We start from the raw sequence: 15,423 nt of genomic DNA, 5'->3' as shown, positions 1-15,423 counted from the left end.
CGTCATTTTGTTCATACTTGTGTCGACTGGGCGCGAATCGGTACTTTGAATCCGGTCGCGATGAACCGTTCCATTTCCGGTTCCGATTTAGCGTTCAAGCCAACTGTTCCGTCTCCTTTTAATGCCACGTTCGTCAGCTTGACACGCGTGATGTCTGGACCGATCGTAATTCCGTGTTTAGCGGAATCCTCAATGCGGATATCACGAAGGCGCACGTCCTCAGCCCCGTTTTCTCCACCAAAGATTTGAATATCCGTTTTCGCTTGACGGAATCCGCTCATCTTCAACTGACTGATCGTGACGTTCCGAGCCTTATATTGAATCCCGATCATCGGTTGTTCTTGATAGTCATAATACGGATCACCGAGCACCGTAAAATCATGTATGACGACATTACGATAAGCGGAAACGACGAGCGCACGCGGTTTTGAATTCGCATAGAGTTCTGTATATTTAGGAGTCTGAGCAATCAAACGCGTTGCGATGATATTATAAGCCGTCTGAGACGTCGGATCAGTCGCTTGATGGTGACCGATATGTCGGAAGTTAAAGGCGCGATGATCATCAATCGATAGGTGCCCGACGATTTTGACGGTCGAGGCAGCAGAAGAGGTTGCATGTGCCTTAATCTCAAGTCCACCAAAACAACGACTTGTTGCGTTATTGAACAACCAGACGTCGCGTGATCCATCATCGACTTCGATTCCATTTGAATTGGAAAAGCCTTCTGCATGGGCACGTCCACTTGGATCATGCATGAAACAGTTCGAGATGAAGAGATGATCACTATGATGCGTCGTAATCCCGTCATCGCCGAATCCATAACCGGTCAATCCATCGAACCAGATGAATGAACTACTTAAATTTGCTCGAGCTCCATCTCCGTTGTAATTGTAATATGGTGTCGAGATATCAAAACAGTGAAGTCCCGGGTTGACGCCCTCAACATCAAAGACCCAGCCATAGGTGACATGCGCATACGTAAGACAACTGGAGTGGTTGCCCCATGTGCTACTTTTTTTCGCGTCACCGATGCGTTTAATGTTCCAATCAAGCGTCATTTTTTCGACGAGTAGATGATGATTGCCGAGAAGATAATTTTGGTTCGTCACGAGACGTCGTCCTTTTGGTGCATCATCGTGCATCTTTAAAATTGTCTTCCCTTTACCGGCTCCTGTTAAAATCGTATAACTTGGCAAACGAATTCCCCGAACGACGTACGTACCGGCTGGGACATGGACTTGTCGATGTCCATCACCGAGCGCTTCAATGAATGCTTGTGTATCATCCGTCTGTCCATCACCGACTGCGCCAAAATCAGTGATATCGACAGTTTCGACATCGCTGATCAAACGTTCGAACTCATGATTGAGACGACCGAACCAACTTGGTCGAATCTCATCGCGTGGTGTCACGAAAGCGGGTGTCAGCGGTAGGATATGTTTATCACGGTTCGTCAAAAATAATGGCGAGATCATCGAACGAAGCGTTCGACTGAGGTTAGGATTGCGTCGTGGTGCGACGAATGGACTATCGTGTAGCAGTTGTTCCGCTTGCCGAACTGCTTGTTCGTTGGTTGACGTTTCAACGTATTCCTGAATCAACGCCGCATTTTGATACGGATCATGCGTGTGATCGAGTTTTAACATGAAATGGTTCCCCTCTCTGAATAGGTCTGTCTACCTTTTCCCCTCTCCTTACACAATCATTCCTCGTTTCAAGACATCCATAAAAATACACAAAAATTTTTAATATGGATTATAATGGTATTTAAAAGAGGGGGTCTTCTGATGTCACTTCGAAAACGACTCGTAATTGGTATCGGACTGATTTTGCTAATTTTAGGAATCGGTAAGCCACTGACAGAAGCGGCTGTTCAAGCAATGAAGCCAAAAGCGGTTCAGCCGTCTGGAATCGAAACAAATAGATCGTGTAAACCGAACTGCAAGAAAAAAGGCGAATTGTTAAACATTCGATTTCTTTCATGGTTACCTAAAAAGAAAATGAAGAATGATGAAGATTTACGTGCTTGGGATACCAAGGAAAAGCCGAAGAAGCAGAAAGACCTCAAACCGAAAAAGAAAAAGAATAAGATCTTCACTATAGGAGTTGAAAATGCTAAACGAGGTACGAATGAAAAAGGAGGATCGTCCTCATCGATGTTACTGATGAGTCTGCTTGTTCTCCCTCTAGTCATCATAAGCTATATCGTTTGGCGGAAACGTCGAAAGACCAAGAAACAAGATGAAGACTTGATAAGAACGGATATCCCGTTGCAGCCTATACATAACGATTATGTTTCGATCGAGAAACAAATTGATTTACCAGATGCCTGGATTCGCAAACAGCTCATCCAGTTCAATCAGATCCTACCGGTCCGTTTACAGCGGCATGATACAGAAACGTTTCAGGAATGGTTCCTGCGAATCGGATTTCAACCTTCCCATCTCTTAATAAAAACCTATCTCTTAGAACGGTACACAGAAAAAGCTACTACGTTATCGGAGAGGGATAAACAAACGATCCAGGGAGAATTCGGAGCCTTCGTCCACCAGTTCAATTGAAACTTTTTGAATTAGGTGACGTAAATGGAACAGGAAAGGGGAGATGATGATGTACCTAGCAGATGCTGTGAAATTAAAGAGTATCCTGAGGAAACAGCTTGATCAGTTGATTGAAGAGATGGAGCGCGTCGCGTTCATTGATTTAGAAAAGGGAGAAGCACTCCCCGCGCAACAAGGTCGAACCTTAACCGATGTCGAAGCCGCCATGGACATCGTACGTCATGACATGCGGGTCTTGGATCGTCTCGTTTATGCAGCGAATTTAAACACCGTAATTGAGACGGATGAAGGAGACATACCACTCGTCGAAGCGATCGAGTGGGCTACCCAATTACGGGCAAAGGCACAAAACTATCAGATGCTCGCAAGTCGACCAAAACGCGAGTTCCAATATGGATTCGAAGGGACGACGATCATTCGTCATGCCTTGTTTGATCCAGATGCCTATCGTTTAAAAGCGGAGGAAGTGGAACGACGAGCACACAAAGTATCGAATGCAATCAATGCGGCAAACTATCAGACGACGATTGACTTTGATGGTGGACGTTATATGTAACTTCCTTGACGCGGTGAGACTCCCCGTCAAGGATAGGGGACGGACCTCAATTTTCCTTTGTGGAGAAGAAATGGCGATGGCAAACCGATGACCACGAACCGTTGACAGATTGACCTGTTACCTTTGACCACCTATGGAATCCTGATGTTTTTTTCCGTCCCCGCTCCCTGTCGCTTCTTTGAGAAACGGCAGGGATTTTTAGTGTGTTGATGGAAACAACAGGGTATAGAGAAGCACAAGCGAAAGGAGAGAGATCATGGAACACACTTTTTCAGCATTCGTCGTTCGAGAAGTCGATGGATCATACGAGGGGAATATCGAGACAAAGCACGTCGATGATTTACCAGAAGGAGACGTCCTGATTCGTGTCACGCACTCATGCGTCAATTATAAGGATGCTTTATCGATGTCGGGTAATCGTGGGGTGACGAAATCCTATCCGCATACCCCGGGCGTTGACGCAGCAGGATTCATCGAACAAACGACTGATGAACGATTTCACATCGGTCAAGCCGTCGTCGTCAATGGCTTTGATTTCGGGATGAACACTTCGGGCGGATTTCAAGAATACATACGTGTACCAGCCGATTGGGTGACGCTACTTCCAGAATCCATTCGTCCATTAGAAGCGATGCAATATGGAACGGCCGGATTGACGGCAGCGCAATCGGTTGATGAATTGTCACGAATCGTCTCGAAGGATGCAGGACCGATCCTCGTGACGGGAGCGACGGGTGGCGTTGGTACGATTGCGATCGCTTTACTAATTCGATTAGGGTACACGGTACATGCCGTGACCGGAAAACGAGTAGAACAAGAACGATTGCTTAAAAAGGGAGTGGCTGAGGTACTAGACCGCACGACATTCCTAGAAGAAACCGATCGTCCTCTAAAAAAAGGGCTTTATGCCGGTGTCATTGATACGGTCGGGGGACCATTGCTCGCGTCCGTCATTCGCTTCGTGCAATATGGTGGTGTCGTCACGACGTGTGGGAACGTCGGTGGGGCAGAGATGACGTTGACAGTCTATCCCTTCATCTTACGTGGTGTCCGCTTGATCGGAATCGATGCGGTGCAAACACCAATCGCCTATCGCGAAGAGCTATGGCAACGTTTAGCGAGTGACTGGCAGGTCGATCTTGCGTCAGAAGTCGCTATCAAAACACTAAACGATTTACCTGAAATTAAAGAAGCCTTGCTGACTTCACGTCATCGTGGTCGAACTGTCATCGAAATTTAAATATTTCGAGTAAACATTGGTGGTATAGTGGGGAAAAACTGTGTCGACTTTTTCAGGAGGAACCATACATGAGTGAACACCAACAAGAACAAGAACGACAGTCCCGACAAGAAAGACGGAAACAAAAACGCAATCGTCGAGGGATTGCTTTCGGAGGTATTTTAGCAACGCTCTTCATCGTCGGTGGTTGGTTATATATGTTGACGAACAACGATGCCTCTCAAGCAACATCGACGCTCGAGAAGCCGAAAACGACCGATCAAGCAACACAAAACGAAGAGTCGAAGAAGAAAACAGCAACAACGGATGATAAAAAAGAAACAAAAAAAGAAAAGAAGAAAGAAGAGAAAAAAGCAGCAGAGTATGCGCAAGCGGCTTGGGTAACACGTCCATTCGCGAACGTCTATAGCGATGCGAGTCGGAGTAGTGTCATCTACAAAGCAGATTTAGGTGACGTCTATGAGGTACTGGATGCGAAGGACGGCATGGTCCATCTCAAACTCAATGACAGCATCGAAGGATACTTACCGGAAAGTGATGTTCGTTTGGAAGCACCAAAAGGGACATCAGACGAAGCCGTTCTTGCGGCGCTTTCGCAAGCAGTCGCCAATCAACCGATCGACAAACCGGAGCAGTATCTCGGAAAACCGATTGCTGAATTCGAAGCGAAATATGGTGCTGTTGGTAATACACAACAAGATGCCGTCAATACGTATTACTTCTCGAATGCTGGATATCTGCTTGTCGTCTCGGACGGGATCATTGAAGCGATCGACTGGACGAATGCTTCGACTGGTGGATTATCGACACTGGGTGAACCCGTCGTCGATACGAGTTATGGTACGTGGTACGAGGGAGAATCCTTACAACTAAAAGTGTTCCCGGATAACGGAAAGATGCGTCTACGTCTTGCGAGTGATCCTGGACAAGAATGAATGAACGGCGGATTCGCTTCAAGCGGATCCGTTTTTTTGCGCAAAAAACCTCCCGAGTCCGACACTCGGGAGGAAATATGAAAATCCTTTGGGAGGAGATTTTCTTAGTAGACGCCTACTGCATCAAATGATTTCGCTGCAGCTGTTGCTTCTGCACTTGTTGAACCGTAAAGGTCTTTTGCCGATTGAATGACTGCTGCACGGAGTGAGCTGAAGTTCGAGTTCGGAGTCAAGTACGTGTTGAGAGCACGGTAGTAGATCGCACCGAGTTTCGGTACGCCGATTCCTGTGACAGATACGTTGTAGAACGTTCCACCGTTACCGAGGAGGTAAGCGGCTTTGTTGATGATACCAGAGTTGATGTGGACACCACCGTTATCTTGTGTACCTGTGTAACGTTTAGAGTAGTGATCTGGATCACCGTAAGCAGCTGGGTTCGACATCGAACGGAGTGCGTCACCGCTGACTCCAGGTGTGTAGATGTCTTCTCCTACGAGCCAGTCGAAGTTCGATCCGACTGTATACTCAGCTACTGTACCCATGATATCTGAGACGGCTTCGTTGATCGCACCAGATTCGTTTTGGTACACGAGACCAGCTGTATATTCTGTGACAGCGTGTGTCAATTCGTGAGCGACGACGTCAAGTGCGCCTGAAAGTGCGACGAATGTCGTGCCATCTCCGTCACCATAGACCATCTTCGTGCCATCCCAGAATGCGTTGTTGTAGTTCGTTGAATAGTGGACCGTTGAGTTCAAGCGTGCACCAGCGTTGTCGTAACTGTTACGACCATATGTGTTTTTATAGAAGTCATATGTTTTTGCAGCGTTGACGTGTGCACTGACAGCAGCGCGGTCATATGTCGCGTTGAAGACGTTATCTGCATCTGCCCAGAGTGTTCCCGGGAGTGATGTCCGGTTTTTCGCGTCGTATGTGTAGACACCTTTTCCACGCGTCGTATCTTGAAGATAGTATTTCCCAGCACTCAACGTCGTGTTGAACGTTGCGCTTGTGCCAAGTACTGTCGTACCTGTTGCGTGAGCGAGTTGGTCGAACTTGTTAAGTACTTTACCTGAGTTCGCATCGATGAAGTATGTCCAACGTGATGGCTCTTTGCCTGCGAGGACCGTCGATGTGACTTTGTATGCATAGACAGCATCATCTTTTACTGGATAGATGACGAGTTCTGCTTTTGGAGCGACTTCGAATTCAGAAGCCTTGATTGCTTTTTGATAAAGTTTGATGGCTTTCTTTTCAGAGAGCGTTGCTTTTTTCGCAAGGCCTGGTTTTCCTTTGACGTTGATCGCATCGTTTACGACTGCTTTCAAAGTACCGTCTTTCGCGACGTTCCCGACGACGACACTACCAAAGACAGGGACGCCATCCACTTCTTGTTGGAGACGTACGATCTGTGAAGATCCGTCTTTTTCGACGTTCTGAACAGCAAAGTCACCTTTTTTGTTCACGAAATCTTTAACGATCGTTGCAGCTGGTTCTGACGAAGCTTTCGTGAGCTTACCAGACTGAAGACCTTCTGCACCTACTACCGTAGGAACGACAAGTACACTTGCGACAAGCGATGTAGCGAGAAACTTTTTCAAAATAAATCGCCTCCTTGTTTGGGTTGAGTCTAACTATGCCAAAGAATCAGAGGAGCGAGAATAAGTCATTCGAATTAAATAGAATTTTCTGAATATAGTCCGTAGTACCTGTACTGAATTATTAAGTGTAAAAGATATTTCAAGACGAAAAAAGAACCATTCAAGAGAATGGTTCAACGAATGCGTTGATAGAGATGGTGGACGTCATCTCGAGTCTCATCAATTTTAAAATCATGTGGGTCAAGCTCGATTCCTTGTTTTGAAGCGAAGCGTTGGATTTTCTCGAACGATTTCCAAATTTCGATATCCGGTCCTTCGTGCTTCCAGAAGACATAACGCGCAGCAGGAATCCGGTGACCTTTCATACCTTTTGGAATTCCATCAAGTGATGCAACAGGATACCCGACACATTGCGAATATTTTGTTCCGTTTCGTTCAAGGGAGATGTCGAGCGGATAACTATCCGGCTTCGCAGGAATCTCATGCGAACGTCTTGAAAATTCACGCCAGAGTTCCGGCATCAGCGTATGCAGTTCATTTTCTTCACAAGTCAGTCCAAGTCCAACAAAATAAAATTCATGGCGTTCAACGATTTTTGGATGCATCAGAAACTCCCTTCCTTCCTATGACACGTCCTCGACGGGCGAACGCTTCAAATCTAGAAATAGACGCGTAAAGGTAGCGTCCCATTGTGTACCCATGCCTTCTTCTAAGATAGATAAAGCTTTTTCTGCGGGCATCCCCTTACGGTAGGGACGATCGGATGTCATTGCATCATAGGCATCGGCAATCGCCATGATCCGACCAAAGAGTGGGATGTCCTCTCCTATAAGACCTTCCGGATACCCCTTTCCGTCGTAGCGTTCGTGATGGTACTTTACCCCAGGAAGAATCGGTTGTAACGTCTTTGGAAGCTGAATTTGCGATAGAATGTGCACACCGATGACTGGATGTTGCTGGATGATTTGAAATTCTTCATCGGTAAGACGTCCTTCTTTCAACAACACATCATCCCGAATTCCGATTTTTCCAATGTCATGTAACAGCGCTGATTTACGTAATAATTCGATTTGTTCGTTCGGTAGATTGGCAGCGGTAGCAATTTCGACTGAATAGGCAGCGACACGAACGGAATGACCGGCTGTGTAAGGATCGCGGGCATCTAGTGTCGCAGCGAATAAGGTGAACAAACTATCGAGTAACTGTTCGTTTTCCGCATCACGCTTTTTGATACCTTCCATCATCAAGTTGAAACCAGAAACGAGGTGGGAGAACTCGTCCGAATACGGATTCGGTAACGAGACGAGTCGATTGCTTTCGACATCTTGAATCCCTTGTTGCAGGGTAGCGATTGGTTTACGGATGTTTTCATAGAGAAGAAGACTACAAAACGTCGCAACGGATAAGATGACGATTAAAATGAGTGTCGCCCAACTCCAGTAAGAGCGAAGGCTCTCATTTTCCGTTAACTGGACAGCAGAGGCGAGAACGAACAGCATGACGGGAAAAACACCGATGATCAGTGTACTAATGAGCATTTTTTGCTTTAACGTGACAACTGTCGTTTTTTTAGGAAAATCAAATCCGTGTTCAAATGCATAGTTTTCTAAAGTGAGCAGCATGCGTTCGGTAACACGATAAGTGAGAAAAAACTCAATCAAAGCATGCAGTATGGCGACGAGGACGGCACCAAAACAAGCAAGACCAATTAAATAGTACGGCATCTGTAGCCACCCTTGAGAGATCGCCAGAGCTGTCAGAAGTGAAGCAGGAACGGAAAGACCTAAAAAGTGTGGTCCCATGATGCGCTGGACAGTCAGTACCGGAAAACGATGTGTTGTTTGATAAGCCTCTTGAAACGAGACGAGCGAAGGAATATCGTTTTCGAAAAAGCGACGTAAGGAAGCGACATGTCTGGAGTAGAGCATATATTCCAGTGAAAACATCAGGCTGACGGACATAGCCATGATACCGATTAAAATCAATTGTTCTATTCCGGTGAAGGTAAGCGTCTCGAAAATAAATAGGCAACCGACACCGAAGACAGCGACGAATGAACCAATCAGGTAGTTTCTAAGTAAATGACGTTCAAAATGTCGTAAAGCGCTCATTGGACCCTCCTTATGGTAATCAGAGTGCCTTCAGCTTACCGTTTTCTAAAATGAGAGAAGCGTATTTTTTTGAAAAAGAGGTGAAAGAATCCTTGGAAAATCATTTAAAATTACTACCTAAAAATAGGTATGGTTAGAAAGCACTAATTGTCTTAAAAGCAATTGATTAACGAAATAAAATAATCTATGATTTGAATATTCAGAAAAGTATAGTAATCACATGCTTTTCACTACTACATAGGGGGTCAATTCACGTGGGAAAAAAGAAACAGCTTAGCCTAGCCGTGCTGTCTGGAATTACGGCAGCTGCGTTTGCTGTTGGTCCGGTCTTACCTGGTGGGCAGGTAACGTCTGTACAAGCAGCCGAAAAAGCAGCACCTGGTGCACCGATGGACTTGAACACGGTCGATCAGGATCGATTAGCAAAAGTGCTTGAAAAACGTGGGGTCATCTCAAAAGCAGCTTCAGCAGAAGCGAAACAACAAGCCGTTCAAAAGTATCTGGACAAAAAGGCGAACGGAAAACCGGCCGCTGATCATGATCACGATCATGAATCCAGTAAAGAAGCCGCATTCGATAAGAAAACAAAGGACTTCTTAACGAAACAAAAAGAACAACTTGCTAAACAATTGAAGAAAAAACACGGGAACTACAAAAAAGGTAATCCGAATGGCTTCGTCAAAGTGGATAAAGCAAAACAGGCAGCCTATAACGGCGCAACACGGACGGATAAAGTCCTTGTCCTCCTCGTCGAGTACAGCGACTTCAAGCATAACAACGTCGTTCAAGAGCCTGGATATATGTATTCAAATGATTTCAACCAAAAACATTATCAAGATTTAATGTTTGGTGATAAAGAATTCAAGCTCTTCAACGGAGACAAAGTAAAGACGTTCAAGCAATATTATGAAGAACAATCAGGTGGTAGTTATTCAGTCGATGGTACGGTATCGAATTGGTTAACAGTTCCTGGAACAGCAAAAGATTATGGTTCTGATAGTCCAAAAGGCGGGAACGATAACCTTCCTGGAGCAAAAGGACCACGTGGTCTCGTCAAAGATTCGTTAGCTGCAGCTGTTAAAGCTGGCATCAACTTAGCAGATTACGATAAGTTCGACCAGTACGATATGGATGGAGACGGCAACTTGAATGAGCCAGACGGTCTCGTCGATCACTTGATGATCATTCATGCTGGTACAGGACAAGAAGCAGGCGGCGGTAAACTTGGTGACGACGCGATCTGGTCGCACCGCTGGACGCTAGATGGTGTTCATCCTGTAGAAAACACGACAGCAAGCGTCGATTATTGGGATGGCAAGATGGCTGCATTTGATTACACAGTCCAACCAGAAGATGGCGCGGTTGGTGTCTTCGCGCACGAATTTGGTCATGATCTTGGACTTCCTGATGAGTACGATACACAGTACACAGGTCAAGGTGAGCCAGTTGCGTCTTGGTCGATCATGAGTGGTGGTAGCTGGAATGGTAACATCGCTGGAACAGAGCCAACAAGTTTCTCACCACAAAACAAAGAGTTCTTCCAAAATGTGATGGGTGGAAACTGGGCGAACATCCAACAGATTGATTTTGATTCACTCACTAAGGCAGGGACGGCATCGTACCTCGACCAAAGCGTAACGAAATCAAAAAATCCAGGAATCATCAAGGTTAACTTACCGAAAAAACCGGTGAAAGGTATCGCGCCAGCGTTCGGTCAAAAATATTACTACAGTACAAAAGGAAATGATTTGAAAACGTCGATGACATCACCAGAATTCGATTTGACGAATGCAAAAGAAGCGAAATTCGACTTCAAAACACTATATGACGTTGAATACAACTATGACTTCTTGACTGTCACGGCAACTGCCGGTGGTCAATCAAAAATCATCGACAAAATCGGTGATGAAGATACAGATGGCGATCAGCGCGCTGATTCGACAAAAGGTGCATGGATCGATAAATCGTATGATCTGAGCGAATTTGCTGGTAAAAAAGTCACGTTGAAGTTCGAATATGTCGGTGATGCGGGTCTCGCACTTGACGGATTCGCACTTGATAACGCGAAGTTGACAGTCGATGGAAAAGTCGTCTTCGAAGATGATGCGGAAGGCACTCCGAAATTCACATTGAATGGTTTCATCGCTTCAAATGGTTTCTCTTATGCTGATAACGCATACTACCTCGAATGGCGTAACTATGCAGGCTCGGATAAAGCACTCGAGCATGCACGTGGCGTCAAGTACAACACAGGTCTTGTCGTCTGGTACGGTGACTCGAGCTTTGACAATAACTGGGTTGGCGTACACCCAGGTGAAGGATTCCTTGGAGTTGTCGACTCGCACCCTGAAGCAATCGTTGGAACACTCAACGGTAAACCGGTCACGACAGGAAGCACACGTTACCAGATCGCAGATGCTGCTTTCAGCTACGATAAGGCACCTGCATGGCTCATCGATTCGCCATCACGTGGAACATACGACTACAAAGGTCTACCAGGTGTGACGAAGTTTGATGATTCGAAATCGTACATCAACCAGTTGATTCCGGACGCAGGGAAATTGCTTCCGAACAACGGGCTGAAGATTCAAGTCATCGGTGAAGCGAAAGATAACTCTGCTGGAGCAGTCTGGATCCACCGTTAAAACAGAAGAACAGGTTCAGTTTCGGCTGAACCTGTTTTTTATTTTAGTTATGTAGAAGAAGTGGAATCAATTGGAAAAAACATTGGTCTGACAACTTGACTTTTAAAGCGCATCCATTCTATACTTACGTTAGCTTAATATTGTTATTGTCATTACGGATTCACATCGTGTCACGAACAATCTTTTCGTTGCTCCATGTATTTCGGGACAATAATGAATTCTTTTCATATGCCCAGCATATGTATTAAGTAATTTATTTTTGGAGGTTGTTCCCATGAACACAGGTAAAGTAAAATGGTTTAACGCAGAAAAAGGTTTCGGTTTCATCGAAGTTGAAGGCGGAGAAGACGTATTCGTACATTTCTCAGCAATCACTGGTGAAGGCTTCAAAACTCTTGACGAAGGTCAAGAAGTTGAGTTCGAAATCACTGAAGGCGCACGTGGAGCACAAGCTGCTAACGTCGTAAAACTTTAATTTCAACTATTCAATCGTCCCTTTTCGGAGGGGCGGTTTTTTATTAGACTAATATCTTGAATTCAAGATAAATGTGAGATATACTCCAATTACCAAATCATTGACAAGGAGTGAGGAAGATGGAATTACTCGGAATTCATCATGTATCAATTTTAACGGGCATGGCGGAACGCAATTATCAATTCTACACACAAATACTTGGCATGCGTCTGATCAAAAAGACTGTCAATCAAGATGACACGACATCGTATCATTTGTTTTATGGAGATGCGGAAGGGAATCCAGGAACGGACTTGACGTTTTTTGATATTCCGCATCTTGGAACGGGCGTACCGGGGGCATCGAGTATCTCTTCGACATCGCTTCGTGTCAAAACAACGGCTGCACTTCATTTTTGGAAACAACGTTTTGAAGCGAAAGGTGTGGATCACGATGAAATCGTCGAGCGAGCAGGGCGTCGAACACTCGCCTTTCGTGATCAGGAAGGAACTCGTTTGATTCTCGTCGCGGAAGATGGTGAGGTAGGTGTCGCAGGTGGTGTACCATGGCCACAAGAAGACATTCCATCGGAGCATGCGATCGTTGGACTAGGAGCTGTCACATTGACGGTCAACGATCCAACACTAACGATCCGTGTACTGACGGAAGTCATGGGATTCCGAAAAGTAGGTTCTTATCCATCTTTAGCAGGTGACTTTGCACCGATTGAAGTCTATGCAACGGGAGAAGGCGGTATCGGAGCAGAGGTTCATATCGAGGCACGTCCAGATCTCGATCGAGAACGTCTTGGTCGTGGTGGCGTGCATCACGTCGCGTTCCGAGTGCCGAACAGTGATGAATATGAAAAGTGGGTCGAACGCCTGAATGCCTATCACTTACCGAACTCTGGTAAAGTCGATCGTCACTATTTCCAAGCTCTTTACTTCCGGGAACCGAACCATATCTTATTTGAACTCTCGACGGATACACCAGGATTCGCGACGGATGAGTCGGTTGAAACGTTAGGGGAGACGCTTGCGTTACCACCGTTTCTTGAACCAAAACGAGCTGCCATCGAAGCGCGGTTGCGTCCACTCGAAATCTGACAATCCTGTGACACAGGTCACAGAAAGATCGTCCATCCCGTATACTAAGAACAGGAATTAAGAAAAAGGAGTGACGGGATGTTAAGAACTACGCTTGGGCAATTTCGAATGATTGCGATATTAGAAGGAATCTCGTTTTTAGTCTTACTGTTGATTGCGATGCCGTTGAAGTATATGGCGGATATTCCGCAAGCTGTTTCGGTCGTGGGTGCACTTCACGGTGTCTTGTTCGTCATGTATGCACTCTGGCTCGCGGTCGTGAAATTCAAATACGATTGGTCGATCGTCAAGGCGGGAATTGCGTTCATCGCATCGTTCATCCCGTTTGGTACATTCGTGCTCGACTGGAAGCTAAAACAGGAAGCAACAAACGCGTAAATTGTGTATACTGAATAGAGCACGGCTGTGGATAACTGTTTTTGTCTATGCGAAGCAGGTTATCCACAGCTTTTTTCTGTGGATAATTTTTAGGAGGATATATCATGTCAACATTTGAAACATTACACATCAGTGACCTGTGGATAAAAAAATTACAAAAACAAGGCATCAAGGAGCCAACACCGATTCAAGAACAGGCGATTCCGTCATTACTTGACGGACGCGACTTGATTGGTCAGGCGCAAACGGGAACAGGGAAGACGTTAGCATTTCTCTTACCAATCCTTGAGCAAATTGATGTCGAATCACAAACGGTTCAAGCATTGATCGTCGCACCGACACGCGAACTTGCGCGTCAAATTGCCGATGAGACGCATAAACTGATTCGGAACACGGAACAGTACCGTGCACTTGCTGTATATGGCGGACAAGACGTCTTTAAACAGATTCAACGTCTCGGTCGGATGCCACAAATCATCATTGGGACACCAGGACGAATTCTTGACCACGTCGGTCGCGGTACACTTGATTTAAGTGAATTACAGACGCTTGTCTTGGATGAGGCGGACCAAATGCTGCAAATCGGTTTCTTGCCAGAAATCGAGGACATCATCGAAGCAGCACCGGTTGATCGTCAATTCGTCATGTTATCTGCAACGATGCCACCGAAAGTAGAGGAACTGGCGAAAACGTATTTGCGTAATCCAGTCGAAATACAGGTGGAAGCGGAAAGCATTACTGTTGAAGCAATCGAACAGTTCGTCGTTGAGACAACGGATCGCCGCAAACAAGCGACACTGCGGACGATGCTTGACGAGATGCGTCCGTACGCAGCAATCATTTTCTGCCGTACACAACGTCGCGTCAGTAAATTGAACGAAGAACTGCAGATGCAAGGGTATCCGACGGATGAATTGCACGGTGGATTAACGCAAGGGAAACGGGAAAAAGCGATGGCGAAGTTCTATCAAGGAAAAACACAATTCCTGATCGCAACAGATGTCGCTTCGCGTGGACTTGATGTGACAGGTGTGACACACGTCTTTAACTATGATTTACCGGAAGATGCGGAAAGCTACGTTCACCGAATCGGTCGGACGGGACGTGCTGGGAACGATGGAATTGCCGTTTCCATCGTGACACCGAAAGATGGTCGGACGTTCCGTGATATGGAGCGGGAATTGAACATCTCGGTCACGCCGATCGTCGTCGAATTGTCTGAAGAAGCGATTCGCGCACAGCACGATCAAAGTAAAGGATCACGGAAGACGACAGAAGGACGCGGAAACACGCGTCGTTCGAATAACCGTCGCCCGGGACGTGCACATCGTAAATAAATCGCAACAATATAAAAGAGCCAGTCTACTTCTCTGATCAAAAGAGAAAATAGACCGGCTCTTGTTTTATTTGGCGTAGACCATTTGACCACCGAGATGACCAGTATAAGCAAGTAGTCCGCTACCGACGATGGCAACGACGAAACTGAGTAATAAAAACATTTTTTTGTTTGAGCGGTAACCCAACAAAAGAAATAACAGTGAGACACCAAAGGCAACAAGACTGAACAATGCAAAATGCTCATGATTTTCGATGGCAGCATGGGTGACGCTGCTTAAATTCGCTTCCGCATACTCTTCTGCCCCGTCTCCAGACAAATAGGCGGCAACTCCAGAAATCAGACCGACGACCAACGTAAAAAGGGCAAACAGTTTGAATTGCGTCCATTTCAGGCTGACGAGTAATAAGATCGTCGCGAATAACAAAAGTGCAATCGGTGCATGGACAAGAAGCGGATGAAGCGGTACATTTCCCAACATATCAAAAACCTCCTTG

14 protein-coding genes are annotated in these 15,423 nt (G+C 45.8%); 9 read left to right on the top strand and 5 right to left on the bottom strand.

The window, feature by feature from the left end:
* Positions 1-11: 11 nt before the first annotated feature.
* Positions 12-1,649, bottom strand: a complete 1,638-nt coding sequence (locus ITJ88_RS13920) for a glycosyl hydrolase family 28-related protein (protein WP_195866030.1) — start codon at positions 1,647-1,649, stop codon at positions 12-14.
* A gap of 141 nt (positions 1,650-1,790) precedes the next feature.
* Here ITJ88_RS13920 and ITJ88_RS13915 point away from each other — a divergent pair, with 141 nt between their 5' ends.
* From ITJ88_RS13915 to ITJ88_RS13900, 4 genes are all read left to right on the top strand, one after another.
* Positions 1,791-2,564, top strand: a complete 774-nt coding sequence (locus tag ITJ88_RS13915) for a hypothetical protein (RefSeq protein ID WP_195866029.1) — start codon at positions 1,791-1,793, stop codon at positions 2,562-2,564.
* Between the two features lie 49 nt (positions 2,565-2,613).
* Positions 2,614-3,120: a hypothetical protein gene (locus ITJ88_RS13910; RefSeq protein ID WP_149428168.1), complete on the top strand. Its 507-nt coding sequence runs from the start codon at positions 2,614-2,616 to the stop codon at positions 3,118-3,120.
* Between the two features lie 256 nt (positions 3,121-3,376).
* Entirely contained in the window at positions 3,377-4,360 is a 984-nt protein-coding gene (locus ITJ88_RS13905; protein WP_195866028.1) for a YhdH/YhfP family quinone oxidoreductase, read from the top strand.
* Between the two features lie 68 nt (positions 4,361-4,428).
* On the top strand, positions 4,429-5,295 hold the full coding sequence (locus ITJ88_RS13900) for an SH3 domain-containing protein (protein ID WP_195866027.1): 867 nt from the start codon (positions 4,429-4,431) through the stop codon (positions 5,293-5,295).
* Positions 5,296-5,399: 104 nt separating this feature from the next.
* Here ITJ88_RS13900 and ITJ88_RS13895 read toward each other — a convergent pair whose 3' ends face one another.
* The 3 genes from ITJ88_RS13895 to ITJ88_RS13885 all read right to left on the bottom strand — a co-directional run bounded on the left by ITJ88_RS13895 (position 5,400) and on the right by ITJ88_RS13885 (position 9,007).
* Positions 5,400-6,896 carry a M4 family metallopeptidase gene (locus ITJ88_RS13895; protein WP_195866026.1) on the bottom strand — a complete coding sequence of 499 codons (1,497 nt, stop codon included), beginning with the start codon at positions 6,894-6,896 and terminating at the stop codon, positions 5,400-5,402.
* Positions 6,897-7,069: 173 nt separating this feature from the next.
* Complete coding sequence (locus ITJ88_RS13890; RefSeq protein WP_029342941.1) at positions 7,070-7,501, bottom strand: GyrI-like domain-containing protein; 432 nt, start codon at positions 7,499-7,501, stop codon at positions 7,070-7,072.
* 18 nt (positions 7,502-7,519) lie between these two features.
* Positions 7,520-9,007, bottom strand: coding sequence for an HD domain-containing phosphohydrolase (locus ITJ88_RS13885; protein ID WP_195866025.1), 1,488 nt, complete (start codon positions 9,005-9,007; stop codon positions 7,520-7,522).
* Between the two features lie 254 nt (positions 9,008-9,261).
* Here ITJ88_RS13885 and ITJ88_RS13880 point away from each other — a divergent pair, with 254 nt between their 5' ends.
* The 5 genes from ITJ88_RS13880 (at position 9,262) to ITJ88_RS13860 (ending at position 14,927) form a co-directional block, all read left to right on the top strand.
* Positions 9,262-11,652 (top strand): immune inhibitor A domain-containing protein, encoded by a 2,391-nt coding sequence (locus ITJ88_RS13880; RefSeq protein ID WP_195866024.1) that lies wholly within the window; start codon positions 9,262-9,264, stop codon positions 11,650-11,652.
* Positions 11,653-11,926: 274 nt separating this feature from the next.
* Positions 11,927-12,127, top strand: coding sequence for a cold-shock protein (locus tag ITJ88_RS13875; RefSeq protein WP_023469752.1), 201 nt, complete (start codon positions 11,927-11,929; stop codon positions 12,125-12,127).
* A 119-nt stretch (positions 12,128-12,246) separates the two neighbouring features.
* On the top strand, positions 12,247-13,212 hold the full coding sequence (locus ITJ88_RS13870) for a ring-cleaving dioxygenase (protein ID WP_195866023.1): 966 nt from the start codon (positions 12,247-12,249) through the stop codon (positions 13,210-13,212).
* A 78-nt stretch (positions 13,213-13,290) separates the two neighbouring features.
* Positions 13,291-13,590 (top strand): DUF3817 domain-containing protein, encoded by a 300-nt coding sequence (locus tag ITJ88_RS13865; RefSeq protein WP_023469750.1) that lies wholly within the window; start codon positions 13,291-13,293, stop codon positions 13,588-13,590.
* Between the two features lie 104 nt (positions 13,591-13,694).
* Positions 13,695-14,927, top strand: coding sequence for a DEAD/DEAH box helicase (locus ITJ88_RS13860; RefSeq protein WP_195866022.1), 1,233 nt, complete (start codon positions 13,695-13,697; stop codon positions 14,925-14,927).
* A gap of 66 nt (positions 14,928-14,993) precedes the next feature.
* Here ITJ88_RS13860 and ITJ88_RS13855 read toward each other — a convergent pair whose 3' ends face one another.
* Positions 14,994-15,407: a DUF2231 domain-containing protein gene (locus ITJ88_RS13855; RefSeq protein ID WP_050677186.1), complete on the bottom strand. Its 414-nt coding sequence runs from the start codon at positions 15,405-15,407 to the stop codon at positions 14,994-14,996.
* Positions 15,408-15,423: the final 16 nt, after the last annotated feature.

The organism is Exiguobacterium abrahamii, from assembly GCF_015645365.1.
GTDB lineage: Bacteria > Bacillota > Bacilli > Exiguobacteriales > Exiguobacteriaceae > Exiguobacterium_A > Exiguobacterium_A abrahamii.
Note: the sequence above shows the minus strand (reverse complement) of the source record. Positions and strands in the feature narration are given on the sequence as shown.

Bases quoted from the DNA above. Each gene is read 5' to 3' on its own strand.
- ITJ88_RS13920 (WP_195866030.1), bottom strand. From the start codon at position 1,649: ATGTTAAAACTCGATCACACGCATGATCCGTATCAAAATGCGGCGTTG.
- ITJ88_RS13915 (WP_195866029.1), top strand. From the start codon at position 1,791: ATGTCACTTCGAAAACGACTCGTAATTGGTATCGGACTGATTTTGCTA.
- ITJ88_RS13910 (WP_149428168.1), top strand. From the start codon at position 2,614: ATGTACCTAGCAGATGCTGTGAAATTAAAGAGTATCCTGAGGAAACAG.
- ITJ88_RS13905 (WP_195866028.1), top strand. From the start codon at position 3,377: ATGGAACACACTTTTTCAGCATTCGTCGTTCGAGAAGTCGATGGATCA.
- ITJ88_RS13900 (WP_195866027.1), top strand. From the start codon at position 4,429: ATGAGTGAACACCAACAAGAACAAGAACGACAGTCCCGACAAGAAAGA.
- ITJ88_RS13890 (WP_029342941.1), bottom strand. From the start codon at position 7,501: ATGCATCCAAAAATCGTTGAACGCCATGAATTTTATTTTGTTGGACTT.
- ITJ88_RS13885 (WP_195866025.1), bottom strand. From the start codon at position 9,007: ATGAGCGCTTTACGACATTTTGAACGTCATTTACTTAGAAACTACCTG.
- ITJ88_RS13875 (WP_023469752.1), top strand. From the start codon at position 11,927: ATGAACACAGGTAAAGTAAAATGGTTTAACGCAGAAAAAGGTTTCGGT.
- ITJ88_RS13870 (WP_195866023.1), top strand. From the start codon at position 12,247: ATGGAATTACTCGGAATTCATCATGTATCAATTTTAACGGGCATGGCG.
- ITJ88_RS13865 (WP_023469750.1), top strand. From the start codon at position 13,291: ATGTTAAGAACTACGCTTGGGCAATTTCGAATGATTGCGATATTAGAA.
- ITJ88_RS13860 (WP_195866022.1), top strand. From the start codon at position 13,695: ATGTCAACATTTGAAACATTACACATCAGTGACCTGTGGATAAAAAAA.
- ITJ88_RS13855 (WP_050677186.1), bottom strand. From the start codon at position 15,407: ATGTTGGGAAATGTACCGCTTCATCCGCTTCTTGTCCATGCACCGATT.